The organism is Nitrospira sp. BLG_1, assembly GCF_047338595.1.
Classification (GTDB): Bacteria; Nitrospirota; Nitrospiria; order Nitrospirales; family Nitrospiraceae; genus Nitrospira_D.
Genome location: NZ_JBLFBO010000001.1, coordinates 81,138 through 105,900, shown reverse-complemented (window position 1 = coordinate 105,900; position 24,763 = coordinate 81,138). Strand labels below are relative to the sequence as shown.

General features: G+C 55.5%; 23 protein-coding genes. 17 read left to right on the top strand and 6 right to left on the bottom strand.

Features of this window, described 5'->3' with window-relative positions; translation table 11 throughout:
- The first annotated feature begins 12 nt into the window (after positions 1 to 12).
- The 3 genes from ACMTNU_RS00495 (at position 13) to ACMTNU_RS00485 (ending at position 3,387) form a co-directional block, all read left to right on the top strand.
- On the top strand, positions 13 to 498 hold the full coding sequence (locus tag ACMTNU_RS00495; RefSeq protein WP_413933241.1) for a macro domain-containing protein: 486 nt from the start codon (positions 13 to 15) through the stop codon (positions 496 to 498).
- Positions 499 to 559: 61 nt separating this feature from the next.
- The gene (locus ACMTNU_RS00490; protein WP_413933240.1) at positions 560 to 1,741 is read left to right on the top strand and encodes a M20 metallopeptidase family protein; all 1,182 of its coding nucleotides are present in this window, start codon (positions 560 to 562) and stop codon (positions 1,739 to 1,741) included.
- Between the two features lie 20 nt (positions 1,742 to 1,761).
- Positions 1,762 to 3,387, top strand: coding sequence for a GNAT family N-acetyltransferase (locus tag ACMTNU_RS00485; protein WP_413933239.1), 1,626 nt, complete (start codon positions 1,762 to 1,764; stop codon positions 3,385 to 3,387).
- A 255-nt stretch (positions 3,388 to 3,642) separates the two neighbouring features.
- Here ACMTNU_RS00485 and ACMTNU_RS00480 read toward each other — a convergent pair whose 3' ends face one another.
- Positions 3,643 to 3,960: a hypothetical protein gene (locus ACMTNU_RS00480; RefSeq protein WP_413933238.1), complete on the bottom strand. Its 318-nt coding sequence runs from the start codon at positions 3,958 to 3,960 to the stop codon at positions 3,643 to 3,645.
- A gap of 519 nt (positions 3,961 to 4,479) precedes the next feature.
- On the opposite strand from ACMTNU_RS00480, the gene ACMTNU_RS00475 reads away from it, so the two are divergent.
- Positions 4,480 to 5,319, top strand: coding sequence for a cyclic nucleotide-binding/CBS domain-containing protein (locus tag ACMTNU_RS00475; RefSeq protein WP_413933237.1), 840 nt, complete (start codon positions 4,480 to 4,482; stop codon positions 5,317 to 5,319).
- Between the two features lie 11 nt (positions 5,320 to 5,330).
- On the opposite strand, the gene ACMTNU_RS00470 is transcribed toward ACMTNU_RS00475, so the two are convergent.
- Positions 5,331 to 6,245 carry an AEC family transporter gene (locus ACMTNU_RS00470; protein ID WP_413933236.1) on the bottom strand — a complete coding sequence of 305 codons (915 nt, stop codon included), beginning with the start codon at positions 6,243 to 6,245 and terminating at the stop codon, positions 5,331 to 5,333.
- A 205-nt stretch (positions 6,246 to 6,450) separates the two neighbouring features.
- On the opposite strand from ACMTNU_RS00470, the gene ACMTNU_RS00465 reads away from it, so the two are divergent.
- Both ACMTNU_RS00465 and ACMTNU_RS00460 read left to right on the top strand, forming a co-directional pair.
- The gene (locus ACMTNU_RS00465) at positions 6,451 to 6,732 is read left to right on the top strand and encodes a hypothetical protein (protein WP_413933235.1); all 282 of its coding nucleotides are present in this window, start codon (positions 6,451 to 6,453) and stop codon (positions 6,730 to 6,732) included.
- A 94-nt stretch (positions 6,733 to 6,826) separates the two neighbouring features.
- A complete protein-coding gene (locus ACMTNU_RS00460; RefSeq protein ID WP_413933234.1) occupies positions 6,827 to 7,408 on the top strand; it encodes a hypothetical protein in 582 nt (193 codons plus the stop codon).
- Positions 7,409 to 7,581: 173 nt separating this feature from the next.
- Here ACMTNU_RS00460 and ACMTNU_RS00455 read toward each other — a convergent pair whose 3' ends face one another.
- Both ACMTNU_RS00455 and ACMTNU_RS00450 read right to left on the bottom strand, forming a co-directional pair.
- Positions 7,582 to 7,977, bottom strand: a complete 396-nt coding sequence (locus tag ACMTNU_RS00455; protein ID WP_413933233.1) for a hypothetical protein — start codon at positions 7,975 to 7,977, stop codon at positions 7,582 to 7,584.
- 100 nt (positions 7,978 to 8,077) lie between these two features.
- The gene (locus ACMTNU_RS00450; protein WP_413933232.1) at positions 8,078 to 8,548 is read right to left on the bottom strand and encodes an N-acetyltransferase family protein; all 471 of its coding nucleotides are present in this window, start codon (positions 8,546 to 8,548) and stop codon (positions 8,078 to 8,080) included.
- Positions 8,549 to 9,394: 846 nt separating this feature from the next.
- Here ACMTNU_RS00450 and ACMTNU_RS00445 point away from each other — a divergent pair.
- Both ACMTNU_RS00445 and ACMTNU_RS00440 read left to right on the top strand, forming a co-directional pair.
- Positions 9,395 to 9,988, top strand: coding sequence for a class I SAM-dependent methyltransferase (locus ACMTNU_RS00445; RefSeq protein ID WP_413933231.1), 594 nt, complete (start codon positions 9,395 to 9,397; stop codon positions 9,986 to 9,988).
- A gap of 78 nt (positions 9,989 to 10,066) precedes the next feature.
- Complete coding sequence (locus ACMTNU_RS00440; RefSeq protein WP_413933230.1) at positions 10,067 to 10,645, top strand: GNAT family N-acetyltransferase; 579 nt, start codon at positions 10,067 to 10,069, stop codon at positions 10,643 to 10,645.
- Between the two features lie 178 nt (positions 10,646 to 10,823).
- Here ACMTNU_RS00440 and ACMTNU_RS00435 read toward each other — a convergent pair whose 3' ends face one another.
- Together ACMTNU_RS00435 and ACMTNU_RS00430 are read right to left on the bottom strand one after the other, a co-directional pair.
- On the bottom strand, positions 10,824 to 12,101 hold the full coding sequence (locus ACMTNU_RS00435) for a lipoprotein-releasing ABC transporter permease subunit (protein WP_413933229.1): 1,278 nt from the start codon (positions 12,099 to 12,101) through the stop codon (positions 10,824 to 10,826).
- 110 nt (positions 12,102 to 12,211) lie between these two features.
- Positions 12,212 to 12,364 carry a hypothetical protein gene (locus ACMTNU_RS00430; protein WP_413933228.1) on the bottom strand — a complete coding sequence of 51 codons (153 nt, stop codon included), beginning with the start codon at positions 12,362 to 12,364 and terminating at the stop codon, positions 12,212 to 12,214.
- 181 nt (positions 12,365 to 12,545) lie between these two features.
- Between ACMTNU_RS00430 and ACMTNU_RS00425 the strand changes: the two genes are divergently transcribed.
- From ACMTNU_RS00425 to ACMTNU_RS00385, 9 genes are all read left to right on the top strand, one after another.
- Positions 12,546 to 12,839, top strand: a complete 294-nt coding sequence (locus tag ACMTNU_RS00425) for a hypothetical protein (protein WP_086426428.1) — start codon at positions 12,546 to 12,548, stop codon at positions 12,837 to 12,839.
- Between the two features lie 108 nt (positions 12,840 to 12,947).
- A complete protein-coding gene (locus ACMTNU_RS00420; RefSeq protein ID WP_413933227.1) occupies positions 12,948 to 13,970 on the top strand; it encodes a sodium:calcium antiporter in 1,023 nt (340 codons plus the stop codon).
- Positions 13,971 to 14,371: 401 nt separating this feature from the next.
- Positions 14,372 to 17,131 (top strand): cation-translocating P-type ATPase, encoded by a 2,760-nt coding sequence (locus tag ACMTNU_RS00415; protein WP_413933226.1) that lies wholly within the window; start codon positions 14,372 to 14,374, stop codon positions 17,129 to 17,131.
- A gap of 621 nt (positions 17,132 to 17,752) precedes the next feature.
- Positions 17,753 to 19,165 carry an SGNH/GDSL hydrolase family protein gene (locus tag ACMTNU_RS00410; protein ID WP_413933225.1) on the top strand — a complete coding sequence of 471 codons (1,413 nt, stop codon included), beginning with the start codon at positions 17,753 to 17,755 and terminating at the stop codon, positions 19,163 to 19,165.
- Between the two features lie 145 nt (positions 19,166 to 19,310).
- Positions 19,311 to 21,155 (top strand): carbamoyltransferase, encoded by a 1,845-nt coding sequence (locus tag ACMTNU_RS00405; protein ID WP_413933224.1) that lies wholly within the window; start codon positions 19,311 to 19,313, stop codon positions 21,153 to 21,155.
- Positions 21,156 to 21,166: 11 nt separating this feature from the next.
- A complete protein-coding gene (locus ACMTNU_RS00400; RefSeq protein ID WP_413933223.1) occupies positions 21,167 to 21,571 on the top strand; it encodes an SxtJ family membrane protein in 405 nt (134 codons plus the stop codon).
- Positions 21,572 to 21,595: 24 nt separating this feature from the next.
- Positions 21,596 to 21,748, top strand: coding sequence for a DUF5989 family protein (locus ACMTNU_RS00395; protein WP_413933222.1), 153 nt, complete (start codon positions 21,596 to 21,598; stop codon positions 21,746 to 21,748).
- Between the two features lie 784 nt (positions 21,749 to 22,532).
- Positions 22,533 to 23,405: a hypothetical protein gene (locus tag ACMTNU_RS00390; RefSeq protein WP_413933221.1), complete on the top strand. Its 873-nt coding sequence runs from the start codon at positions 22,533 to 22,535 to the stop codon at positions 23,403 to 23,405.
- Positions 23,406 to 23,483: 78 nt separating this feature from the next.
- Complete coding sequence (locus ACMTNU_RS00385; RefSeq protein ID WP_413933220.1) at positions 23,484 to 24,761, top strand: hypothetical protein; 1,278 nt, start codon at positions 23,484 to 23,486, stop codon at positions 24,759 to 24,761.
- Positions 24,762 to 24,763 lie beyond the last annotated feature (2 nt).

The window sequence follows — 24,763 nt, the reverse complement described above, 5'->3', positions numbered from 1 at the left end:
ATGGGAGGTTCTATGCTCAAGGAAGTGGCGGGAGACATTTTACGATCGAAGGCCGAAATGGTAGCGCACGGTGTGGCACCGAACGACGGGTTCGCGAACGGTTTGGCGTTGTCCCTGAGGCAACAGTGGCCTGCCATGTATAAGGATTTCAGGCATTATTGCCAAACATTTACGCCCAAGACCGGTGAATTGTGGGCCTGGGCCGGTGCAGGTGGCACGAGAATAGTGAGCCTGTTTACCCAAGAACCGGCCCCCAGCCATGGGTCTAATCCAGGAAAAGCGACCATCGAAAACGTCAATCATTGTCTCAAAGCCCTCTCGAAGCTGGTGGAAAGTGAGAAGGTCAAGAGCCTCGCTTTGCCTCGTCTTGCGACAGGAGTGGGTGGGCTTGATTGGAAGGACGTCAAACCGTTGCTTGAAAAACATCTCGGCCATCTGTCCATCCCAGTCTATGTGTACGCAATCTATCAACCGAGTGTGCAGGCGAAGGAAGGATGAGGATCTCCCAGCCAGGTGACGACCTCCGACCGACTGGGCGCTGCGCGCGGAGAGAACTCTCATGGCTTTGATTGCACCAGCTCTGTACGACAGATTGGTCGCTCTGCGACGAGAACTCCACCGGTATCCTGAGCTGAGTAGACAGGAATCTCGGACGGCCGCAGTCATCAGCAGGTTCCTTCACGACCTTGGCATTCATCACCGCACGAACATCGCGGGCCATGGGGTCGTCGCCGACATTCCCGGGGGTTCCGGAGTGCCCTGCGTCGTACTGCGGGCCGACATGGATGCGCTCCCCATTCAGGAGGAAACCGGACTCGAGTTCGCCTCAGTGCATGGCGATGTGATGCATGCCTGTGGCCATGACGGGCACACGACAATGTTGCTCGGCGCCGCGGCGCTCCTTTCACAGGAGAACGATTTGCCGGCACCGGTGCGGCTGATTTTTCAGCCGGCGGAAGAACAAGGGACCGGTGCGATCGCGATGATTAAGGAAGGCGTGCTTGCCGGCGCCGGCCTGATCTTCGGTGGACATCTGGATCGGCATTACCGCCCAGGCACTATCGTGGTGAGTGAGGGACCGGTCAATGCGTCGTCGGATAACTTTGCGATTGAGATCATCGGGCAGGGGGCACATGGCGCAAGGCCACATGAGAGCATCGATGCCGTGGTGGTGGGGAGCCTCATGATCATGGCGTTGCAGACGATCGTCTCACGTGAGGTCGATCCGGCCCGCCCCTCGGTTGTTTCGGTCGGCCAATTTCATGCAGGGACGGCACCGAATGTGATCGCGGGACAGGCCAAGTTGGAAGGGACGGTGAGGGCGCAAGATCCGGCTGTCCGCCGACAGTTGCTCAACTCCGTGCGTCGTATCGCCGAATCGATCGCCCAATTACACGGGGCGAAGATCCATGTCCTGGTGACCGAAGGCACGCCACCTCTCGTCAACGATGCGGTGATGGCGGTCCTCGCGCGGAGCGCCGCAATCGAGACAGTGGGGGAGACAAATGTGTTGCCGCTGAAGACGGCGAATATGGGGGCTGAAGATTTCAGCTATTACCTGGAAAAAATTCCAGGTGCCTACGTCAGATTCGGCAGCCAAGTTCCTGGTCGTGAAGGTTATCCAGCCCATTCCAGCAAGTTCGACTTCGATGAAGAAGCGCTGGCTGTAGGGGCCGCCTATTATCGGGCCCTCGCCAGAATTGCCGGCCGGCAGCTTCGTCAGCACCTGGCATCCTCCTGATCCGCTGTAAAGGGGCGCGCATGATCAGAGTTCGAGAGGCCCGCGAAGAAGATGTCGGCCGGATCCGCGAGATTTTTCTCGCAGTCTACGGCACCGATTATCCGCATCGGGAACTCTACGACGAGCTCTGGCTGAAGCGTTCGGTCTTTACGGACGACGCGTTGATTCTCGTGGCCGAAGACACAGAGTCGGGACGTGTTGTCGGCACCGCGTCCGTCTTGTTCGATTTCGGAGCGCATTCCGATCTGGTCGGAGAGTTCGGCCGTCTTGCCGTCCATCCCGACTATCGCCGGATGCAGGTCGGAAAGCTGCTCATGGACAAGCGGCTTGAGGCCATCAAGAACCGTCTGCATGTCGGACTTGTCGTCGCACGGACGGTACATCCCTATGCGCAACGGATCAGCCTTGCACAGAGATTCATTGCCATGGGTTTTCTCCCGCTCAAGCACTTCTTTCGTCATCGCGAGAGCTTTGCCTTGTTGGCTCGATATTTCGGAGACGCCCTTACCTTGCGCCGCAATAATCCGCGCATTATCCCCGAGGCGTATGCCTTGGCCAATCTTGTGATGAGCCAGCCGCCGCTCACACCGGATTTCATTGTGGATGAAGACTCCGCTTCCTATCCGTCCGGCGGCGATTACCGACTGGAACAGTTGCAAGCCGAGGGCTATCCGGCTCTGCTACGTATTGAACGGGGGCGAGTAAGGAATCGTGAAATCTTTGGGCCCATGCGATTGGACTACGGCTTCTTCAAGTTGCAAGCCCGCCAGACCAACTACTTTCTGGCTCGCTCCGGGACTCAGGTCGTCGGAGCAGTCGGCTATACCATGGACCCGGTTGAGCACACCGTACGAGTGTTCGAACTCATTGCGTTGGCTGATGATGTAGTGCGCTTTCTCCTGGGCGAACTGGAGCGGAAGTGTCAGGAGGAGATGGGCATCGAGTACATTGAAATCGATGTCAGTGCCTATGCGCCGCGCATGCAGCGAACGTTGCTGGAGCTGAATTTTCTTCCGGTCGCCTATGTACCGGCCATGGTGTTTTATCAGGTCGAACGGCTCGACATCGTGAAAATGGTGCGGCTGAACAAACTACAAGACTTGGGGCCACTTGGTCTGACCGAGCCCGTTCAAGCCGTGGCCGATGTCGTGATGCGCGGATTTTCGACATGCGTCATCGCGCCTCGTATGGCCCGGGCGATCAAAGAAGTCCCGTTGTTTCATGGAATGAATACCGAACAGGCGATCAGGTTGGCCGGAGTGTGCACGGTGAAAAACATGCGAAGCGGTGAGCGACTCTTTGCCGAGCGTGATCCCACCGACCGGCTCTACGTGGTGCTTCAGGGGCAGGTTGCCATCAGCGGCGGACCGTCTCCGGCCATTATCGGTACCATTCACACCGGGGAGACCTGCGGTGAAGTCTCTCTGCTGTCGGCCAGACCTCACTCTGCCACGGCGATGGCAGTGAGTGAGATAGAGGTTGCCGAACTCCCTCGACGAGATCTGGAGGACCTCATTCGACGTCGTCCCGACATCGGCGTGATTATCTACCGCAACTTAGCCGTTGGACTTGGAGACAAGCTTCTGCGCTCCGGCGAGTGGAAGCGGGACCAGGAGCGAAGTGAAACCGAGAGCGTATTGCCCTAGTTTCGCAGTTGCGTTGAGGGTGAGGACACCTCCGTTGGAGGGATGTTTGTCAGGCAGCCTCATTCCCATATTGGCGGAGTTTGGATCCGCCCGATCCCTTTCGCCGCGGAAGGACTTGCTGATTCCGGTGAATGACCTCGTCGACGATCATTCCACAGTTGACACAACGCCAGGCATGAACCTCCGAGGACGAACCGGTTTGTACGACGACGCTATCGTCATAGACTGCGAACCCGTTGCATCGTTGGCAATTCATCATCTACCTCCCGATCGTGTATTGAGCGCTATCCGTGAATCTGCTTGTGGAATTCCAGGAGCCGCAGCATGATTCGCCTGCCGCACACGTGTCGTTTGCAGCATGGCGATCCCGTCTTGGAGGCCCAGCAAGTATCGCTCACGAATTTCCGGAGAACAGAGCCGATAGTCTTCGCTGTGGTCTCGACTCATCACGGCATCTCGAAGCCCATCCGCTTCGGCTTGCCAGCTATCTGCCTCCGGCTCGCTACCAGCTTGTCTCGATCGTTGTCGACACCATTCAATTCGCGCAGTGATAGGGGGTATCGGCTGTCCCATGTGCTTGGCCTTCAGAGTGCAAGTCCTTCGTATCAAGGCGATGGAGCAAGTTGGGTGCCATGAGAGGCATAGACGGAGAGGCTGGTTGGACCACTTCGATGAATGGGTGGATTCGTACGTAAATATAACAGGTTATGACTCTAAGAGCTGTTCAAGCGGCTAGGCTGGCCGGATCTGGCGGAAGCCGTTCCAAGTGAAGGAGGTGAAGGCAAACGACTCTAGTAGTTCACCGTAGCACGAAGAGTCGCTTCGAAACGGTCCGGCCTTTCTTCGAGATGCTTCAAACGAACAAACATCCTCTGCAAGAGATGCAACATCGTTGTTCATGGAGCGCTGAATGAAACACGGGGCATGGGTTTGACAGGGTGATGTCTGTTCCTGAAGGATGTGGAGATGTTGTCATTGAGCAAGGGCGTATTCCTTAATAGGGTGATCAGTAATCGGGTATAGTCGTCATCAGGGATTCCTGACAACGATCGTCAGGGAGCGAACAACCTCATCGTGAGACAAGGAGTTGAGATGGGTGAGCATGGGGGCGGGTTGGTGAAGGAGTTTATGCATCGCTACTTGGAGGTCGTCTCACCGAAGACGACGGTGACGGCTGTCGCTGAACGAATGAGCGTCAAGCGGATTGGCTGTCTATTGGTCGAGTCGGATGATCCCACCCGAGGGCCGGTTGGCATTCTGACGGAGACGGATCTCGTGCGGAAAGTTCTGGCTGCGGGATTAGACCCCATGGTGACGACGGCGAATCAGGTGATGGTCAGTCCAATCGTGACGATCACGGGGGACCGCACCATGTTGGATGCCAGTCATGTGATGGAAACCAATCATATCCGTCACCTCTGTGTGGCGGAGGCTGGAGAAATTGTCGGGATCGTTTCTGTGAGGGACCTGGTTCGATCGTTCGTGGATGCGGAGAGTGGCCCAGTCAATGATCTTGATCAGGTCTATCGCCCGTTGAGCATCCTGATGGCAACCACACTTGCGACGATTCCGAGCGACGCGGCCCTTCTCACTGCGGCTCAGTTGATGCGCGAGAAGCGGCTTGGATCCTTGTTGACCATGGAGGCGGGCGAGATCGTCGGCATTGTGACCGAGTGCGATCTGGTCCGGAAAGGACTTGCAGTCAATCGTGCAGGAGCGCATACGCACATCAGCGCTGTGATGAGCTCGCCTCTGCTCAGCATTGATGTCAATCGCACGGTCCGTGACGCGAGTAAGGCGATGGCCGAACAGGGCGTGCGACACTTGACCGTGACGGAAAGCGGAAAGATCGTCGGGGTGCTCTCCGTGCGGGATCTCGTGAAAATGGTCTCCGTTCGAGATCGTCCCAGGTTTCTCAGTAAGCCGTCGTAGGCAAGAGAAGCTCATTCCAACAGCATCGCGGTCAGTCGGGGGAGCCAGGGGAGCATCAGCACACCGAGGCACATGGAAAGGGCAACGATCGAGGCCACCAGTTCCTCATCGAGCTGTGCTTCAGCCGCAATGATCAGCGCGCTGACCGCCGAGGGCATCGCGGCGATCAAGAGCACGACCGCTCGTTCCACTCCGGTCAGCCCTAATACCCACACGGCGATCGATCCGAGCAGTAGCCCGCCGCCGATCCTCGTCGCCACACCCACTGTCGCCAGACGAGCTGTTCGCCGGATCGTGGAGAAACTGATTGAGAGACCGAGCACCAGACTGGCAAGTGGCGTCGTCGTGAAGTGCAATGGCGTGAGTAGCTCAATGAGCCTGAGTGGGAGATGTTGCCCTGACAATTTGATGGTAAGGATGCACGCCAGGGCCCATAACGGCGGTGATGACAGGAGACGGATTGCATCTGATCTGCGGGTGGCAGTTTCAGTGCTGTGCCACACCGCGAGACCATAGAGAACAGTCAGGGTCAGCGTCGTTTGGCCGAGATCGAAGAGCACGGCGTATGTCAGACCCTCTTCACCGAATGTGGCCAGTACGACGGGAAAGGCAAAGTAGACAGAGTTGATGGAGCTTGTGACCAAGACGAACCCACCTTGTGTCTCGCGTGGAAGCGACAGGAGGCGGGCCAGCCCCCAGGAGCAGAAGATCATCGGGAGGGTAATAAGGCAGGCAGCTAGAGGGAGTTTCCACGCTGTCGAAGTCAGGGCGACAGGATCAAGCGAAACGAGAATCGTCGCCGGCAGACTGACCGAGAACACAAACGTGGCCAACCGTTCAGCATGCATCTTGGTTAGGATGCCACGGGATCGAAGCAAGATTCCGACGACAAATGTGAGGATGAAGACATGAAGCGACAGTGGCATAGCGGTCGACGAACGAGCAGGCCATGATGCCGTGCTCTCAATGAGAGATGCAATGTCTACGTGGATAGGTATTTCTGAATGCTTGATTCTTCAGCGCTTTAGACTTAGAAGAAGGTAATAGAAGAGGGACCAGGATCAGAGTAGAGACCCTGGCACCATGGTTAGGTGACTGTGATGGCTCCCTTGTTCCATCGATATACCTGATATGGCAAGCAAACCAGATCGTTCCGTACGTCTTTCTAAAGCTACGATCGAGGCTCTGTGGCAGGGTAATGTGGTCGGGGCAATCAACCTCGTGCGAAAGGAGCGGGGTATCGGGATGGCGGAGGCCAAAGAGCTGGTGGTCACGTACATCGGCACACAGCCGGCTCTTAAGAAGAAGATCGATCAGGTGCTCGCCACGGCCAAACGGAGATTCATCGGATGGATAGTAGGAGTTTTGGTTGTAGCGGCTGGTATTGCCTATTTCATGATATGGGGTTCGTAACTCGGTGCAAGAGCCTAACCGGCCTGCTGTGAAACCAACCTTCCGAAACACGACGTGCCGTAATGAGATGGTGGGATGTTCTCATGGGGGCAACATGATACGTGAACGAAGTGCATTGGCCTTGCTTGTCTTGGGTGTGATCATCTCCTGTGCGCTCGTTCCGGCTCGGGTGGAGGCGAAGGTGCAGGTGTTGCCGGAGACGGTGTTGCTCGTGGAAGGCAAGAAGATCAGTGGGCATAAGGGTTTGCTGCATCATCCGGCGGTGAAAGGGGTTGTTGCAGCATTTGAGCATGCAGAAGCGGGCCTACAAAAGGAAGATCTCGATAGGCTGATGCAGTTTTACGCTCCATCTTACGACTATCATGGGTTGAAACAAGCGGACGTTCGGCGGGTGTGGAGCGAAGTGTTCGAGCACTACAAGGCCCTCGAGTCCCTACATTTGTTTTCCGACATCAAGATACTGAACGTGGAGGGGAACCTACGAGTAGAGGTGACCTGCACGGGGGGGTTGTACGGCACCGATCAGCAGAGCGGAAAGAGAGTGACACTCGACAGCTGGTTCCGCGAGGTCCACTATTTGGTCAAAGATGGTGAGACCTGGCGATTCCTGGGGAATGCCGGCGAGGTGCCGGCGGCAGCCCCTTTTGCATCGGCTCCTCACCATCCGCTGTTCTGAGAGACCGCATCAATTCCGGTGCATGGCGTGACTAAGCCGACGAAATCCAAGACGCGCCGTTCCGCAGGCAAGACCGCACCGTCGTACCTCGTTGCTCGAATCTCGAAAGCGAATGACGCTTCACCCACTCGGAGCGATACGAGAGCAAAGCGGGAGGACTTCTCAATATCCAATTAGGCATGCCGGCGGCGAGCAAGAATCGCCGGCATAACTGCAAAGAGCAGGAGCGCCGCGTAGTAGGCAGCGCCTGACACAGGATCTCGGTTCAGGAACACCTCGGCTGCCGATATCCCGCGTAGCCATATTCCTACGGCCAGATCGGCTACCAAGACAAGGCCCAGGGCAATGAAGCCGACGCACAGCGCAGAAAATTGCCGAGTATCAAACCTGCGACGGACTACCCATCTGGCTGCGGCGACGATGACGCCGAGCATCAATGGCATTTCCAGCAGTTCTGCCGTTCTCTCACCAAGCATCGGAACGATGAGAAGGACTCGTCCAATTCCCAGCAGGAACCCCGCCCCGAACACCAAGAGAAAGTAGAACACCGCTGCGCGCAGGATCTGCATGGGCCAGTCAACCCGATGTCTCCCAAGCATATACGACTACCAAGGTTTCGGAAGTGTTTCGTATCAGATGACCGTTTTCAGTGTTGAATGACCGGCTCCATCACAAATTCAGCTTTAGCTTGCGTCCGCCTGAGATGATGAACCCATTCTGTTGGTAGAAGCTCAGGGTTCGATCAAATTGCGGCAACGGCGGTGTAGTCACTTCGAGACGTGTCCACTCTCGTTGATGACCGATCGCCTTGGCTTCTATCAGCAATGCTGAGCCGACCCTCTGAGAACGGTATGCTGACCGGACATAGAACTCCGGGATCGTCCCATACATGCCTTCGGTATACAGTGCGTAGCTTTCATACAGAGAAAGGAATCCAACCGGCTTGGAGTCCAGTTGCGCAAGTAACACGGTGTACAGGCCTTCCTTCATCCACGCACGAGCGCGATCAACCGTGTCGGCATGATCAAAGCCAAAGCTCTTGTCGTTTACCGCTGCCATGATGTCATGCAAGAGTTCGCCGACCATTGTGGCAATGGCCTCCGCATCATGTGTGTCTGCACGAGTGATGTGAAGCATCATATGGTCTAAAGGTGCAAGGCTACTGCGTACGTTTGGACTCGTCAACGATGAAACCTTGCTGCACAGTTCGAGATCGCCCTGTGCTCGCAGTTCTTATTCTTGTACTCGGATCATTTCTCCTATGAGTTTCACCGTGCTGTGTTCATTGAGATGTTGCGAATTACAGCAGAAGTCCGGGTGTTCCCCTTGCGGGCTTTCGTGCTGAAGCTGTTTCCCTATTTCCCACCACTTCTTGAGGATTTCGCTCCAGACCATGACGGAAGAGAGCCTCGGCTCACTTTTTTCTCACTGCATCAACCGAATAGAGTCACCCGATGGGCCGGATTGAAATCAGGCCTTATTCACAGACAAATCGGCCATCAATAGCCCGATCGTGCGCAGCACTGTTTCACTTCGATACAGTTGAGGCTATTCGACACAGGCCTCATCTTATTCCTGTCGTGCTTCGGATCTCCGATCTAGACTTGTGTGTGTACACCGAAGAGAGTAGCTTGTGTTGCCGGTGCAGCATCTGGATATCATCCATTGGATAAGTCTCTTCTCCATGATATAGGCAGCTGCCACTCATGGAGCCGACGTTTACGTCACGCGTTGGAGGGAAACCACATCCCTATCCAGAGAAAATTTTATTGTGGGCGGACATCTGTATGACGACGCATGTGGCTCCGGCTGGAGACCGGCCATTACGCAAGTTGCTCTCCTGCTGAGCCTCATGGCCCATTCAAACGGATGTGGGATGCCTGATCTTGAAAGTCTCATTTCCGAATCGCGTGGGTGAGAGTACTGGTAACTAGCCGGGGGGACTCTCAGTTTGACCCATGATTCCTTATTGGAGGAAGTTGCCGTATGATCGATGTGGGCCGTTTCTACGAAATGCAAGCACTGAAGTATCTTGACGATCGAGATCAATCCCGTGTCGGAGTCGAGCTCGTGGAGCGTTGGGCACGATCGCTCCCGTTTGGGACTCCTGTCGTCGAAATCGCCTGCGGTGGAGGGTATCCCATTACGCAGGTCCTCGTGGAGGCTGGCCTCGCGGTATGGGCGATCGATACCTCACCCACATTGCTGAGACAATTTCGATTGCGTTTCCCCACAATTCCCACGCAATGCGCGTCGGCTCTGGAGAGTAACTATTTTGGGCGGACGTTCGAGGCGGTCCTCTCGATCGGTCTCGTGTCCTTTCTTCGGGAGGACGAGCAGTTGGCCCTCCTTCATCGGATCTCGGAGATTCTCGAGCCACGCGGGCGGTTTCTCTTCACCGCGCCCGTCGAAACCGGAACCTGGCAGGATGTCACCACCGGTCTCGAATGCTGGTCACTTGGTCGAATCGCGTACACGCGGGCTCTCCAGCACCTAGGCTTTCGCATGATCCGCACGCATGTCGATGAAGGTGAAAATAATTACTATGAAGCCGAAAAGATCGGTGGCCCGGTGTGGTGAGACGAAGCCCATCTTACCTGTGAGCGCAGGTTCGCCATACGGCCACTCGCCGCTAACCGTCGGCGTTAGGCCTTGTGAGTGAACGTAGCACAGGTGGTAAAGCCTGCCGAGATCGATACAGCTCGCCTTCGACTGCGGCAGTGGCGCGCAGCTGATCGAGAACCATTCGCTGCCTTAAATGCCGACCCAACGGTCATGGAGTTCTTTCCCGCGCTGCTGAGCCGTGCAGAAAGCGATGCCTTGGCCTCTCGTTGTGAAGGTCTGATTGCTGAACGTGGCTGGGGTTTGTGGGCTGTAGAAACGAAAAATGGACGGGAGTTTCTCGGCTTCGTGGGTCTGCATCGGACGGCACCGGAGTTGCCGTTTTCGCCCGGTATCGAGATCAGCTGGCGATTGGCTGCACGACATTGGGGCAACGGCTACGCGACCGAAGCGGCATGTGCCGGACTTCGCGTTGGCTTCACACAACTCCACTTTCCAGAAATCGTGGCATTCACGGCTGTGGACAATAGCAGGTCATGTGCTGTGATGGTCCGAATCGGTATGCGTCACACGGGCGAGTCCTTTGAACACCCGAAAGTTCCGGTGAGCAGTCCGCTGCGCACGCATTGCTTGTATCACATCACGCGTGAGCAATGGGAAGCTAATGACGCCTGACAGTACAATGCGTGCGAGTCGGATTTGCGACACAGCGGCTCGCCGTGCTGAATTGTCAGAGTGATCCCCTTCAAGATGGGCAGTTCTTCGGACCCCATCGGAAATGATTGATGGAGATCAGGTTCAGTGATGAGGAATAGGACTCAGCCCTCGGTCCCTAATCCTCGATCCCGTGAATCTATTCATACCGCAAAGCGGCGACTGGTTCGAGTTTTGCGGCTTGATTGGCCGGATAGATCGTCGCCAAGAAGCTGATCAGGATGGCAGAGCCGGCTACCAGAAGCACGTCTTCCGCCAGCACATGAACCGGAATGGTCGAGATTTCGTAGACGGTCTGGTCGAAGGTCCAAAACGTTTGCACCAGCCACAGAAAGGCATAGCCCAACGGAATGCCGACGGCCGTCCCCGCGACGCCGATGATCAGCCCATTCAGCATGAAAATCCGCCGGATGCTGCGCTTGGTCGCGCCCATCGTCTTGAGAATGGCGATTTCTTTTTGTTTCTCCGTCACGATCATCGTCAACATGCTCACAATGTTGAATGAAGCGACGATCGTGATGAGGATAAGGAGCAAAAACATGATCGTCTTCTGCAGCTTCAGGGACGAGAAAGTGTTTCGATTTGTCTGCATCCAGTCTCTGGCCGCGTGGCTGAATCCCAGCTCCTGTTCGATCTGGGAGGCGATGTCTCCGGCACGGAACACATCCGCCACCTTGATCTCGATCCCGGTGACACTCGCACCCAGGTTGAACAAGTGCTGCGCCTCTCCAATCTCGATGTAAGCAAGCGAAGAATCGTAGTTGTACATTCCCGAAGAGCACAGGCCCACCACGGCGAATGTTCGCATTTTTGGCACCATGCCCATCGCACTGATCGGTCCGGTGGGAGAGACGACGGTGATCGTATCGCCCACGCCCACCCCTAATTTAAGTGCCAGCTCCTTGCCAAGAATAATGCCTGGCCGTTCAACGGTGCGCAGTTCGCCGTGAGAGGCATCGTTCGGAGCCTGCATCGCTTTCACCGGAGTGAGGAGGTCGAGCAAGCGTCCCGCCGTGATGTTTCTGGCAAGGTCGGTGACAGTGGCTTCTCGTTTTGGATCGATCCCACGCAAGATGATGCCTTGGACCCCGCTTTGTGAGGTGAGCAACACTTGGCGGAACACGAACGGTGTGGCAGCGACAACCTCCGGTACCGTCTGGATCTTCTCGGTGAGGCGGTCATAGTCGCTCATGTGTTCTTTCATCCGCTCTTGGACGATGATATGGGCCGTCGTGCCGAGAATCTTGCTCTGAATATCCTCCTGAAAGCCGGTCATGATGCCGACCGCACCGATCAGTGCCGCCACTCCCAGTGTGATGCCGGCCACCGATACGAACGTGTTCAGCGAAATCGTCCGATTGCGGCGCTTGGCGCGCAAGTAGCGCAGGCCGATGAAGATTTCATAGGGCAGGGTCACGAGTGCTCCGGTCAGAGGTGAGGGAAGAGGATTCCATCACGGGCAGGGGTTTGATCCATGAAGACCATCTATAGCCCAGGCATAAGTCAGGAGATTGCCATAATAGGGGACTAAGCACAACTAACCGAAAAACCAAAATTATGCAGCAAATAGTTTCCAGATGCAGCATCATGCCATCGACCGCTGATCAGCATTTTTCGCGGTGTACGGACAAAGGATTGAACCTGTTCGTGTAAAGGGATCTCTGCAGTGACGGTACTCATGGTCGTCCTCCTTTTCGATCTTCTCATCGAGGGTGCGGCCTATGGGGTTGGGTCGTACACCCCTAGATATAGGATGTCCTCAAGAGATAATCGGGAGGCAGTCGATTCATGAGGCTCACTGAATATCGGGTGGAAATCTATGGAGACGGGAAGAAGTCTTTTCTGGTAGACTCCTCCCATTATGGCGAACGAAATTCAATGGGAGGTTGATCTTCCCAAGAAGGCTCTGGAAGCGCTGTTAGAGGGTAACCGCAATAAAGCAATTGAACAGGTTCAGCTTGAGCGAAACCTCAGCCGAGAAGATGCTCGAGAACTGGTGGCATCCTTCATTCTCTCACAACCTTCGATGATGGCGAGCATGAGAATGGTGGAGAGCCGTGCAGGCACCCATTGGGGACTCCTGCGCTGGTTTATCCTGCTTCAAGCGATTGCGGTCGCGATCGGATACTTCCTCTTTTTCAAAGATCAATGGTAGGCACCCAGCCGCTCGCACCATTGTAATCGGGCCTTCACGCCTTGCCGGGTAGAGCTTGCCCGACTGTGGGGTCTGTCCTGCCGCTTTGACCCCTCCGGAGAACTCGCCGTGATCATTCCGGGATTCGTCTTTGCCGTCACCGCAGCAGCAATCGTTCTCGTAGGAACCAGACTCTCCCACCATGGAGATCGAATCGCCGAATTGACCGGTTTGGGTCGGGTGTGGATCGGTGCGGTCCTGATGGCGGGTGCGACGTCTTTGCCGGAAGTATTCACGACCATGAGCGCAGGGTGGATGGACGCCCCGGATCTTGCAGCCGGCAACCTTTTTGGCGCCGGCATGAGCAACATGTTGACACTGGGGCTTATCGATCTTCTCTATCGTCACAAGCGCGTGTGGCAACAGGCGGCTTTTGGACATACGCTGACGGCGGCACTCGCCATGGTGTTGACGGGTCTCGCGGCGTTTTTTGTGCTGTTACGAATCGATGTCGTCCGTCTCGGCGTGGGTATTGAGAGTTTGGCGCTTCTGACTCTCTATGTTCTTGGCATGAGATTGGTCTTTCGCCAAGAGGATATGACCCGTCGTCAGCTCGAACATCAAGTCGTCGTCAAGTCCATTGCTGATCCCGGGCAGCCCAGCATGGAGGGAAGTCGCCGCAACGAACTTCGCCGGGCCCTGTGGGGATTCTCCATCGGTACCCTGGCACTGTTGATCGCCGCCCCCATCTTAGCCTGGTCTGCTGGGCGGATCGCAGAAGAAAGCGGCATCACGGCGACCTTTATCGGGACCTCACTGGTGGCGATTACGACCTCATTGCCGGAACTGGTCGTCTCGATTTCGGCGATACGATTGGGTGCGTTCGATCTGGCCGTCGGTAATCTCTTCGGCAGCAACGCCTTCAATATGGCAGCGTTTTTCTTTGCTGATCTCGCCTATCAACAGGGAGGACTTTTGAGTACCGTCAGTTCCACTCATGCACTCACAGCCCTGTGGTCGATCGTCATGATGAACATTGGGTTAATGGGGATCATCTACCGCGCGGAACGACGGTTTAGACTGATCGAGCCGGATAGCTTGCTGATGATCATTGTCTATATCCTGGGCCTCTGGCTGCTCTTTAACGGATGATGAGCAGGTTGATGAGAAGACCTGTCAGCTGCATTCTCGTGTCGCTTTCAATCGTGTGAGGCATGAAACATAGGGGGCCAACCGTTTCAAGTTTCGAGTCTCCTGTTTCAGGTCTGAGGTTTTTGATTGCTGGGCAACTTGAAACGTTGAATGTGAAACCTGCAATTCAGGATCGAAGGTGCGAGAGGCGAACAATGACCTACCAGAGCGTGTGTTTGGCGATAAAATTTCAGAAGACATACCGATAACCCCTCTTTGCACCTCTCATTCTTCCTGTTGCATTTGGCCACCATGATGCTCCGCTCACGTGGCATTACGCTACAGCGAACAGCAGACAGATGCCTCCTAGCATGCATTCCGCTTGGCATGCACCCTGCTGAGAATTGAGGGGGACGAGACGTATGGATAAGACATCGCAGGTAACGAATGGGAGAGTGAACGCGAGAGCCTGGTATGCCCGGTCGGCAGAAGCACTGGCTGAGGAACTCCAGGCGGACCTCAATTGTGGCGTGCCGATCGATGCTGCGGCACGCCGGTTGGCACAAGACGGCCCCAACGAGTTACCCGAAGCTCCACCTCCCTCCTTGCTGAAACTTTTTCTTTCCCAATTCGCCAGTCTGATCGTGTGGGTGCTGATCGGGGCTGCCATAGTCTCCGGCTTGTTGGAAGACTGGATCGATGCAGCGGCGATTCTCGCCATTGTGTTTTTCAATGGGGTGCTGGGGTTTGTGCAGGAATTTCGAGCCGAGCGATCGCTGGCAGCACTGCGCAAGATGTCGGTGTCCCTGGCCCGTGTCATCCGCGAGGGCGCACTGCGGTCCATCCCGGCTCGAGAATTGGTCAGGGGAGACGTGGTTGTTCTCGAAGCCGGGGACCGGATTCCAGCCGATGCACGTTTGGTTTACACGACGAATTTCCAAGCGCAAGAGGCCTCCCTCACCGGCGAATCGACACCTGTGCAGAAACAGGCAGAGCGGCTTGAGGCAACCGATGTTCCCTTGGCCGATCAGCGCAACATGGTCTTCATGGGCACCGTGGCCGTCTCCGGTAAGGCTCGTGGACTGGTGGTGGCGACCGGTCTGGGTACGGAGCTGGGTCGGATCGCCGCTCTGATTCAGAAGGCCGCTGAGGCGGAGCGTACTGAAACGCCGTTGCAGCGACGATTGGAACAATTCGGCTCGACACTTCTGTGGCTTGCGCTCACGGTTGTCGCAATCGTCTTCGTGCTCGGCTCCCTCCGGGGAGAACCGCTGGTGGAGATGTTTCTCGTCTCGGTCAGCCTGGCGGTGGCAGCTGTGCCGGAGGGACTTCCCGCGGTCGTGACGATTACACTGGCGTTGGGTGTCACGCGGATGGCTAAGCGACATGCGCTGATTCGTAAACTTCCTGCCGTCGAGACACTCGGTTCCGCCACCGTGATCTGCACAGACAAGACCGGTACATTGACGAAAAATGAAATGACGGTGACGAAGTTAGTGGTCGGTAGCGAAACATTCGAGGTCACCGGCGAGGGGTATGAACCGGTGGGACACATTCGTGAAACGTTAAACGTGAAACGTGAAACGACTTTCGAAGACCCCTCACGCCTGCCGTCTGGGCTGCGGCAGTTGTTGGAAGCGGCGGTGCTGTGTAACGGCGCGACGTTGCAACAAGAGAACGGGACCTGGCGGATCATCGGTGATCCGACAGAAGGGGCGTTGCTCGTGGCCGCCGCAAAGGCCGGTCTCACGAAGGCTGAATTGGAGGGCCAAGGATCATTGGAGAGGGAAATCCCGTTTGATGCCGAGCGGAAGATGATGACGATCGTCCGCCGAACAGAGCAAGGCCGTCAGGCGTACAGCAAAGGAGCACCCGATGTCTTACTAACACGCTGTGCCGCGCGTATCACGCGCGAAGGACGGACCGAGGCACTTGATGAGACACATCGGCAACAGATCAGCGACGCCAATGCGTCGTTGGCTCAGCACGCTCTCCGGGTCCTGGGCGTCGCCTATAGGCCTCTCGGCTCGCAGGTGCTTGCGGATGAAGACGTTGAGCGCGATCTGATTTTTCTCGGGCTCCTCGCGATGAAAGATCCCTTGCGGTCTGAAGCAACAGAGGCAGTGCGTCTCTGCCGGCAAGCCGGCATCAGAACCGCCATGATCACCGGTGATCACAAGGAGACCGCAGTCGCGATCGCTCGCGAGCTCGGCTTGCAACGCAATGACGACATGGCCTTGTCCGGTGCTGAGCTTGATGGTCTCACCGACGAGCAATTGATGCAGCAGGTCGAGCGCGTGACGGTGTATGCCCGGGTGTCTGCCGAGCATAAGCTCCGGGTTGTCCAGGCCTGGAAGCGAAACGGGGCGATTGTCGCCATGACCGGTGATGGGGTCAATGACGCGCCGGCGATTAAGGCCTCGGATATCGGTGTGGCGATGGGTCTTGCCGGAACCGATGTGACCAAAGAAGCCTCGGACATGGTCGTGACGGACGACAATTTTGCCTCGATCGCCGCCGCGGTCGAGGAGGGGCGGGGTATCTTCGACAACATCAGAAAGACGGTGCATTTTCTGTTGTCGTGCAATATGAGCGAGGTGCTCGTCATGCTGTTTGCGACCCTGTTCGGCTTGCCGCTTCCGCTCCTGCCGATTCACATTCTATGGATGAATCTCGTGACGGATGGTTTCCCAGCGCTCGCCCTGGCGGTCGATCCGAAAGCGCCGGATCTGATGCAACAGCCGCCGCGGAAGACAGAGGCGCGCCTACTCGAAAGTGGCAGGCTGTGGGCCATCGCCGGAGAAGGGCTGCTGTTGGCGGTGATCGCTCTGAGCGCGTTCTCGCTGAGTTTGTTTATCTGGCAGCAGCCGATCGACCAGGCTCGAACGGTGACGTTTACCGTGATGGTTGCTGCTCAGTTAGTGCATGCCTTCAATTGCCGGAGCGACCGCTGGTCGTTATTCCACGTGGGGGTGACAAGCAACCGTGCGCTCCTCTGGGCGGTGGGGGTATCGGTTGCCTTACAAGTCGGCATTCTGACGATTCCGTTCATGGAGCCTATCTTCAAGGTCTCGCCGCTCCCGATTGAAGACTGGGAACTAATGGCGGCCATGGCGCTGCTTCCTTTGGTCATCGTCGAAGCGGTGAAATGGCTGGGACGGCGGCGAGGGGTGAAGGGCTAGAATGTTGATCATATGGTGTGGCTGTCTAATAGAGCTGCAGCATCATCGGCGGGTTTTGTCTCCTAACTCCTTGAGCAATTTGAGCTGCTTGTGCGCTGATGGTGTCTGAACGAATAGGTTGATCGAGACTCGCTTGCCCGAAGACGTAAGCATTGGTATGTGGTACGATGAGTTTGATATGAGTCTGAGAAACGTCATGGCACTCTATCGCATGGCCAGGACAAAGAGTTTGGTGTGCGTAGTGCTCCTACTCTCTGTTTGTGTGCTCGTGCAGGTGCTTGGAGCACCAATCTCGATGCTCGATCAAAGCACCTGCGATATTTCGAGGGCCTCTCTCTCTGAAGGATTCTCGCTTCCAGCGATGGTGCTTGATCCAGAGGCGAGGGGCCTTCCGTGTCCCCCCCGCAAGGAATATCAACCTTCACTTCATTCTCAGGTCTTCGCAACAACGATCTTTCATCCTCCTGTCCAAGCTTAGCCACCATTCGCAGTCCATCGTACTCAATTTTAATCCAGCGGGAGTTCCCCCGCTGTGAAGGCGGGGTGAAAGTTGGGCCCTGCGTAACAGGACGATCCCCGTTCGTAATTTATTTGGGAACTACGCCTGTCTAGGGGGGATATATGGTGCGATCCGCTCATTCTGAGAAAGAGGAGGTGATTCTCCTCGCTTCTCTTTTCGTCTTTGAGTCGTCTCTTGTGATTATGGCAATGGCCATGAATCTGAGAGGCGAGAGACCGTTCGCAGTATTTCTCTCAAGAGGGTCAGGCACGGCGTTTCTCTGTGCCATCGTCGCCTTCTTCATTGCTTGCTGGGTTATTGTTCACCGCTATCTGTTCAACAAACAATTGCCCTCGTGTCGTGTCAACTTGGTTGTGATGACCAACCTCGTTACCGTGCTGCTTCTTGTGCTAATGGGCGAGGTTATCGTTCGAGCTAGTTCTCAGAGCTACTTGGATGGCGAAGCATTTATGGGCGTGGTCTTGAAGCCAAGGAATTGGGAACAGGCTAAACAGCGCACGCGGCAGATTCTTGAGAGTGAAGACCGCGAGTATTCCCTTATGCTCCATGATGACCGATTGGGTTGGACTGTCGGACCGAACCGGTCTGGCTTCAGGGTGGGGGTTCCTTATAGGATTAATGCGGAGGGAGTTCGTGTTTCATATGATGAGGGTTCGCTTCCCACAGTCGACGGGAAGACGAAAATTTCCATCATCGGTGACTCCTTCACCTTCGGCGATGAGGTGAGATATGAGGAGACATGGGGATATCACTTAGATCAACTGCTTGGTAAAAAAATACAGGTGCTGAACTATGGAGTTCCTGGATACGGCCTAGGTCAGATGCTTCTACGGTACGAGAAAGATATTGCTCGGTCGAACCCGAACGTGGTGATTCTCGGTTTCATCGATAATGATCTCTTCCGCACCATGACAGTCTATCCTCTCCTGCATGCTCCTAGCTGGGCGGGGCTTGTGTCGAAACCTCGTTTCGCTCTACAGGGCGGAAAACTGACGATCATTAATGAGTGTCATCATGACATGGAACAATTCTTTTCACGAGGTTCAATCTCTGAACTTCCCTTCGTGGAATATGACAGAGCCTATCAGGCAAGTGACTGGGAGCAACGTTGGCATCATGTTTCCTACCTCGCTCGACTGTTCATGAGCCTGGGTTCTTCCGCGTCGGTCTTGACGGCAGACATTTCTGATAAGGTTCTTGTGTCGCTCAATGCAGCGATATTGAAGAGGTTTGCAGAGTCGGTCATTTCCAGGGGGGCCGTTCCTCTTATCATATATTTCCCTAGTTTGAATAACTTTAACCAAGGGAGTTCATACTCGTTCCTGGCCAAGCGAGTGCTGCAAGAGGCTGGGTTTCCACACTTAGACCCCACACCTTGTTTGCTGGAGGTTCCTCTCTCTGTGCGGTTCGCACCGGGTAATCATTACTCACCACAAGGTAACGCAGCGGTCGCGGAATGTCTGGTCGATGCTGTTCGTGAGGCGATAGACAAGCCATTCGGTGGTCGGACATAGATAATATGACAGCGGAGAGGCGACGCCGCAGCCGGAAAAGATCTCCTGTGCTTGGAGAACGGTTCTAGGCATGTCTTGAGTCATGTCATCCTCATGCGGAGCTGAACGAGCTTGGAAGATCGATGGATCGGGAATAGGAGGGGGTATGAGCAATATCCTTGGAGTATCAGCATTTTATCATGATAGCGCGGCGTGCCTGATTCGCGACGGCGAGATTGTTGCTGCGGCCCAGGAAGAGCGGTTTACCCGAAAGAAGCACGATCCGGGTTTCCCTTCTCACGCAGTGGCCTACTGTATGAAGGAGGGTGGAATTACGCTGCGCGATCTCCGGTATATCGTCTTTTATGATAAGCCGCTCGTGAAATTTGAGCGGTTGCTCGAAACCTACTTGGTCTTTGCCCCGAAGGGCCTGCAGTCATTTGTCGCGGCCATGCCGGTGTGGCTGAAAGAAAAGTTGTTTCTCCGGAATCTGCTGGCCAAGGAATGCATTGCCCTGGGTCCAGAGATGAAAAAGTCCGAACTCCCACCGTTGTTGTTCGGCGAGCACCATGAGTCGCATGCGGCCTCAGCGTTCTATCCGTCGCCCTACGACAAGGCAGTCGTGCTCTGCATGGATGGAGTCGGGGAGTGGGCCACGACGTCGGCTTGGCTTGGTGAAGGCAACTCACTCACACCGCTGTGGGAAATTCCGTTCCCTCATTCCCTGGGGCTCCTCTATTCAGCTTTCACATACTACACCGGGTTCAAGGTCAATTCCGGCGAATATAAGGTGATGGGCTTGGCCCCCTATGGCGAACCGAAATATGTCAAGGCGATCTATGACCATGTGCTTGACCTCAAACCCGATGGGACATTCCGGTTGAATATGGACTATTTCAACTACTGCACCGGATTGACCATGACGGGTGGCAAGTTCGATGAGGTGTTTGGCGGGCCCCCGCGAAAGCCTGAAAGTAAGTTGACCCAACGGGAGATGGACCTGGCCCGTTCGATCCAAGAAGTCACGGAAGAAGTGATGCTCCGTGTGACCAGGACCCTGCACAGTGAAACCGGGGTCGACTATCTCTGCATGGCCGGCGGAGTGGCGCTCAATTGCGTAGGGAATGGGCGGATCTTACGCGAGGGTCCGTTCAAGGGGATCTGGATTCAACCTGCGGCTGGGGATGCGGGTGGGGCGGTCGGTGCGGCGTTGACGGCCTGGCACCGGTACGATGGTCAGCCAAGGCTCACGACGGGCGTTGACCGGATGAAGGGGAGTTATCTGGGGCCGCGACATACGAATGCCGAAATCGAGCAGTTTCTTACGAAGGTTGAGGCGCCGTATGAATTACTGGATGACGATCACCTTTTTGACCAGGTAGCAAAGGATCTGGCGGAGGGGAAAGTGGTGGGGTGGTTGCAAGGTCGGATGGAGTTTGGGCCACGGGCGTTGGGCGGTCGAAGCATCCTTGGTGATGCTCGCAATACAAAGATGCAGTCCGTGATGAACCTGAAGATCAAGTACCGTGAGTCCTTCCGACCCTTTGCTCCTTCGGTCTTGCGGGAACGGGTGTCTGATTATTTTCAGATGAACACGGATAGTCCCTATATGCTGCTGGTGGCGCCGGTGCAGGAAAAGCGACGGTTGCCGCGGCCTGCCGAACAGACCGGTCTCTGGGGAATCGATCTGTTGAACGTTCCGCGCTCCGACATTCCCGCCGTCACCCATCTGGACTACTCCGCTAGGATTCAAACGGTCCACGAGGAGACCAATCCTCGGTACTATTGGCTGCTCAAGGCCTTTGAAGCGCACACTGGCTATCCCGTGTTGGTTAATACATCCTTCAACGTTCGTGGAGAGCCGATTGTGTCCACACCGGAGGATGCCTATCGATGCTTCATGCGAACGGAGATGGACGTGCTCGTACTGGAAAACTGTGTTTTGTATAAAACTCAACAAAAGCCGTTGGAGAACGATACGAACTGGCAAAAAGAATTCGAGCTGGATTAGGAGACGGCACAATGGATCGACCGAATCATCAAGCCACCGACAAGGAGTTAGGCCAGTTCGGCCTTCTGGTTGGTGGCGCATTTGCAGTGATCGGGCTGTGGCCTGTCGTGTTTCGGGGGGAGTCACTGCGCTTGTGGGCGATGGTTCTCGGAGGCCTACTCATTATCCTGGGTGGGACTGTACCGCAAAGCCTGAAGCCGGTGCATCGGGGTTGGATGAAGATCGGCCATGTTCTGGGGGCGATCAATACGAAGATTATCTTGGGAATCGTCTACTACGGGCTCATTACCCCCATGGGGCTGGTGATGCGATTTATGGGCAAGGATCCGATGCATCGCGTTCTGGATAAGAAGGTCATAACCTATCGAGTCGTGAGAGCTCCTCGGCCACGTCAACATATGCGCAACCAATTTTAAGACTCTCCAACAAAAGGAGCAGGTATGGGTGAATTCCTGACCGAGTTGTGGGCATTCATGAGGGAACGGAAGAAGTTCTGGTTGTTACCGATCTTTATGGTGCTGTTGGTGCTGGGGACACTGATTGTCCTCACACAGGGGTCAGCAGTCGCGCCTTTCATTTACACGTTGTTTTAGACCAGATTGAGACCATGTTTGTTAGGGTCTGTCACCAATTACTTTATCTGGATTCACAGAGCCATACAGTTATGATCGGCCACCTCACAGGTCGAGGAGAGCCTGACAATCTACGCCACCCGCGATGTGCCTGGCGATCCCAGGAGTTTTTATCTCACGCCAGGCACATGACCTTAACGGAGCCGATACCCTGCAGCTCTGCATTAATAACGCTGACACGATCGTCTCCGACAACGTTTTTGGGGCCGCTGAACGAGTGATCCAGCTTCTGCAACAAGTGGGCAAGGCCATCGCCACCCTACCCAAATCAAACAGAATAACCACATGCGAAGAGGATAAAGGCTCTGTACAGAGCACACGGCACTTGATCGAGATATTTTAAGCTAGGCCCAAGCAGTTCTGCGCCATCGCTACTCGCTACGACACACATACTGCAACCTTATCGGTTCCATCGCACTCTGACTTCCTGAAATCAGAGAATGGCGTTCACGCCCAACCACTTTTAAAGCGGACCACGCAGGGGCCAGTGTCCATGGTTCAGACATGGGGAGCAGTGGGATGATTGGTCAGTCGGATTCCGAAGTGCTCCTTCGTAGTCGAAAAAAGGGAGGGATTGCAGAAAACTGAAGGGATGAATTACCGTATGGTGGGAAAGCTTCAATCGAAAGAATAGTAAACGGTAGTTTTGTACCAGAATGAGGATGTTGGGAACAACGGACAAAACCAACGCTCAGAACACATATTTGTCCAATGCTCCCCGCGTGTCACCGCAGGCACAATAGGCATGGCGACGATGCAAAATACGCTCAGGAAGAGCCACATAATTGCTGATCGGACAGCAACGGTGAGCCGCCTGGAAGAGGTGGTTGCGACGTCGGATGAGTTCGATCAGGTTGTGGCGCAGGCCTTGCCGATTTTGTTGGATCGGGCTGCGGGTTATACAAAGCGATTCTTGAGAGAAACCGGTCAGTGGAACGACGACATCGAACATGAGAAATTTGCGCTACGGTGGGGATCTGAATATTTGGAACGTTTTCTCGTCTGTGGACGAACGGAAGTCCCGTGCCGGCCTTTATTCCTGTTCGATTCGTTGGTCGCGAAACAGCATAGCAAACCGGAACCGTTTTGCTATCACCCGGATCTGCTGAAACCGCTTGGGCGATTTCTCGATGGATTGGTCGCACGGGCGGTGGTCAGCCGAGATGCCTTGATTGCGTTGTACCATCACTCCTATGGATGGGGTGCAGGGGATGTCATCGCCGTCACCGGGCTCAATGGGCTTGAGAGCCAACGCATCTATAAGAACTTTCGTCGGTGGCGTGAGAGCGGCTGGCAGCGCACGGTGGATGAGATGGGTTTGACGAAAACGGAGCTGGTGGAACTGGAGAACCAGCGGCAGCGCCAGCGGCAGCGGTTCAACAGCGAGGCCGAGCGGCTGATCCGCGTGGCACAGGGGCATTATCGAAAGAGCGAACCGGATCACTATCCCTGTTTATCACGCTCTCAATGGAGCGAGATGTTCTCTCAGGGATACGGGTGCGATTATCGGATTTGGCATTTGGCACTCTGTTTGGACTGCATGCAGACGGCCTGGGGATTGGGATCCAGCGAGTCGTCTGGTGAAAAACCGCGTTTGGAGTTGCAGGTGCGGCCGTAAAGACTGAGGCTCTGCTGTCCCACGGTTGTCGTGTCCCCGTGAATACGTCAAATAGTAAAGAGGAGCGGAGGAGGATATATGGTTCAGGAAGAGGATCTGGAACTCTATCGATCGCAACTCCTTGACTTGAGGAGCGAACGACCGAGCCACTCAGTTCGTGGCCTGTTGGATCCTATACAGGTGTATGTCAATGAGCGACGCGTGGGTGAACTGAAAGGAGCGGAGATCGAGGCGACACTGCATGTGCACGGTGTCGATCATATTGAAACGGTACAGCTTCGGACCGAAGACGGGCAGTTGCTGGGTGGGCTGGTCGCTCCCGAGTCTGGGTTTCGGACGGCTCGGGTGCAGTTTTCAGCTGATACGGTCGAGCTCTGCGTCCAAAATACGGTGCAGGGCGGGTCGCTCAGGGCGGTGTTCATTCCGGCCCCAAGTTTCTGGAATCGAACCTGGACCCTCCTCGCCGACGTTGCGGACAGATGGATGGTCCGGCGTCCGGCGTCCACGATGGCGTATGGAATCCGAACGGTAGCCTTTACGCAAGTGCTCTTGGCGACTGCCGTCATCGGCCTCGTGGCTGACCGTGTCATGATCTGGATCGCACCAGAGCATATTGTGGCGCCGACTGCGCAGGCGGAAGCGCTTCGTACGGCCTCCATCGCCGAAGTAGAACAGTTGGCGAAGCAACTCCGTGAGTTGAGGTTGATGCAAACGAAGGTGGGAGACGCGCTCCAGTCTCAAGAGAAAGGAATGACGTTGCTCCACCAAACCATGGCCAGACTTTCGTCTACGCAGGAATCTGTGGCATCCAGTGTCGTGATGGTGAAGGAAGAGATAGAGAAGAGGCAGGAGAGCACTGAGCGTGAGGCAGATCGTCCGGTCCAGCTTCCTGTCGGCAGAGGGGTAGTGGATCAAGAGCAGTTTGAAACAGCGATTCACGGTCTCGCCGCAGACAACGAACGTTTATCCAAGCAAATCGCCGGTCTGGAGGAGCACAACCGAACACTGACGGCCAAATTGCAAATGGCGATCGCGCATGTCGCGAAAGCTGTTGAGCAGAATCCGGAACGTGTGGTGGCGCGTGAGGCTGATGTTGCCAGAAAACATCAACTCATGCCCGTCGCCGATAGCCGTCAGAACGCGCAGGCGCAACCGTTTCTCTTTTGGGTTACCTTCAGCGAAGGGACGAGTCAAGAGAGTATCGATCAGTGGGTGAATGGGATGAAAGGGCATAAAGGATCCTTGAACGAAGGCTGGCAAGAGGTACAGATCATTCCCCCCCCGGTCCCCCCGGATCTTTTCTTGGAGCAAATCAAAGGGGACAAGATCATCAAAGAGGCTCGACTGAATCACTAAGT

What these genes read in the sequence shown, in the direction of transcription:
- ACMTNU_RS00495 (WP_413933241.1), top strand. Translation starts at nt 13, where the DNA reads ATGCTCAAGGAAGTGGCGGGAGACATTTTACGATCGAAGGCCGAAATG.
- ACMTNU_RS00490 (WP_413933240.1), top strand. Translation starts at nt 560, where the DNA reads ATGGCTTTGATTGCACCAGCTCTGTACGACAGATTGGTCGCTCTGCGA.
- ACMTNU_RS00485 (WP_413933239.1), top strand. Translation starts at nt 1,762, where the DNA reads ATGATCAGAGTTCGAGAGGCCCGCGAAGAAGATGTCGGCCGGATCCGC.
- ACMTNU_RS00480 (WP_413933238.1), bottom strand. Translation starts at nt 3,960, where the DNA reads ATGGGACAGCCGATACCCCCTATCACTGCGCGAATTGAATGGTGTCGA.
- ACMTNU_RS00475 (WP_413933237.1), top strand. Translation starts at nt 4,480, where the DNA reads ATGGGTGAGCATGGGGGCGGGTTGGTGAAGGAGTTTATGCATCGCTAC.
- ACMTNU_RS00470 (WP_413933236.1), bottom strand. Translation starts at nt 6,245, where the DNA reads ATGCCACTGTCGCTTCATGTCTTCATCCTCACATTTGTCGTCGGAATC.
- ACMTNU_RS00465 (WP_413933235.1), top strand. Translation starts at nt 6,451, where the DNA reads ATGGCAAGCAAACCAGATCGTTCCGTACGTCTTTCTAAAGCTACGATC.
- ACMTNU_RS00460 (WP_413933234.1), top strand. Translation starts at nt 6,827, where the DNA reads ATGATACGTGAACGAAGTGCATTGGCCTTGCTTGTCTTGGGTGTGATC.
- ACMTNU_RS00455 (WP_413933233.1), bottom strand. Translation starts at nt 7,977, where the DNA reads ATGCAGATCCTGCGCGCAGCGGTGTTCTACTTTCTCTTGGTGTTCGGG.
- ACMTNU_RS00450 (WP_413933232.1), bottom strand. Translation starts at nt 8,548, where the DNA reads ATGATGCTTCACATCACTCGTGCAGACACACATGATGCGGAGGCCATT.
- ACMTNU_RS00445 (WP_413933231.1), top strand. Translation starts at nt 9,395, where the DNA reads ATGATCGATGTGGGCCGTTTCTACGAAATGCAAGCACTGAAGTATCTT.
- ACMTNU_RS00430 (WP_413933228.1), bottom strand. Translation starts at nt 12,364, where the DNA reads ATGAGTACCGTCACTGCAGAGATCCCTTTACACGAACAGGTTCAATCC.
- ACMTNU_RS00425 (WP_086426428.1), top strand. Translation starts at nt 12,546, where the DNA reads ATGGCGAACGAAATTCAATGGGAGGTTGATCTTCCCAAGAAGGCTCTG.
- ACMTNU_RS00415 (WP_413933226.1), top strand. Translation starts at nt 14,372, where the DNA reads ATGGATAAGACATCGCAGGTAACGAATGGGAGAGTGAACGCGAGAGCC.
- ACMTNU_RS00410 (WP_413933225.1), top strand. Translation starts at nt 17,753, where the DNA reads ATGGTGCGATCCGCTCATTCTGAGAAAGAGGAGGTGATTCTCCTCGCT.
- ACMTNU_RS00405 (WP_413933224.1), top strand. Translation starts at nt 19,311, where the DNA reads ATGAGCAATATCCTTGGAGTATCAGCATTTTATCATGATAGCGCGGCG.
- ACMTNU_RS00400 (WP_413933223.1), top strand. Translation starts at nt 21,167, where the DNA reads ATGGATCGACCGAATCATCAAGCCACCGACAAGGAGTTAGGCCAGTTC.
- ACMTNU_RS00395 (WP_413933222.1), top strand. Translation starts at nt 21,596, where the DNA reads ATGGGTGAATTCCTGACCGAGTTGTGGGCATTCATGAGGGAACGGAAG.
- ACMTNU_RS00390 (WP_413933221.1), top strand. Translation starts at nt 22,533, where the DNA reads ATGGCGACGATGCAAAATACGCTCAGGAAGAGCCACATAATTGCTGAT.
- ACMTNU_RS00385 (WP_413933220.1), top strand. Translation starts at nt 23,484, where the DNA reads ATGGTTCAGGAAGAGGATCTGGAACTCTATCGATCGCAACTCCTTGAC.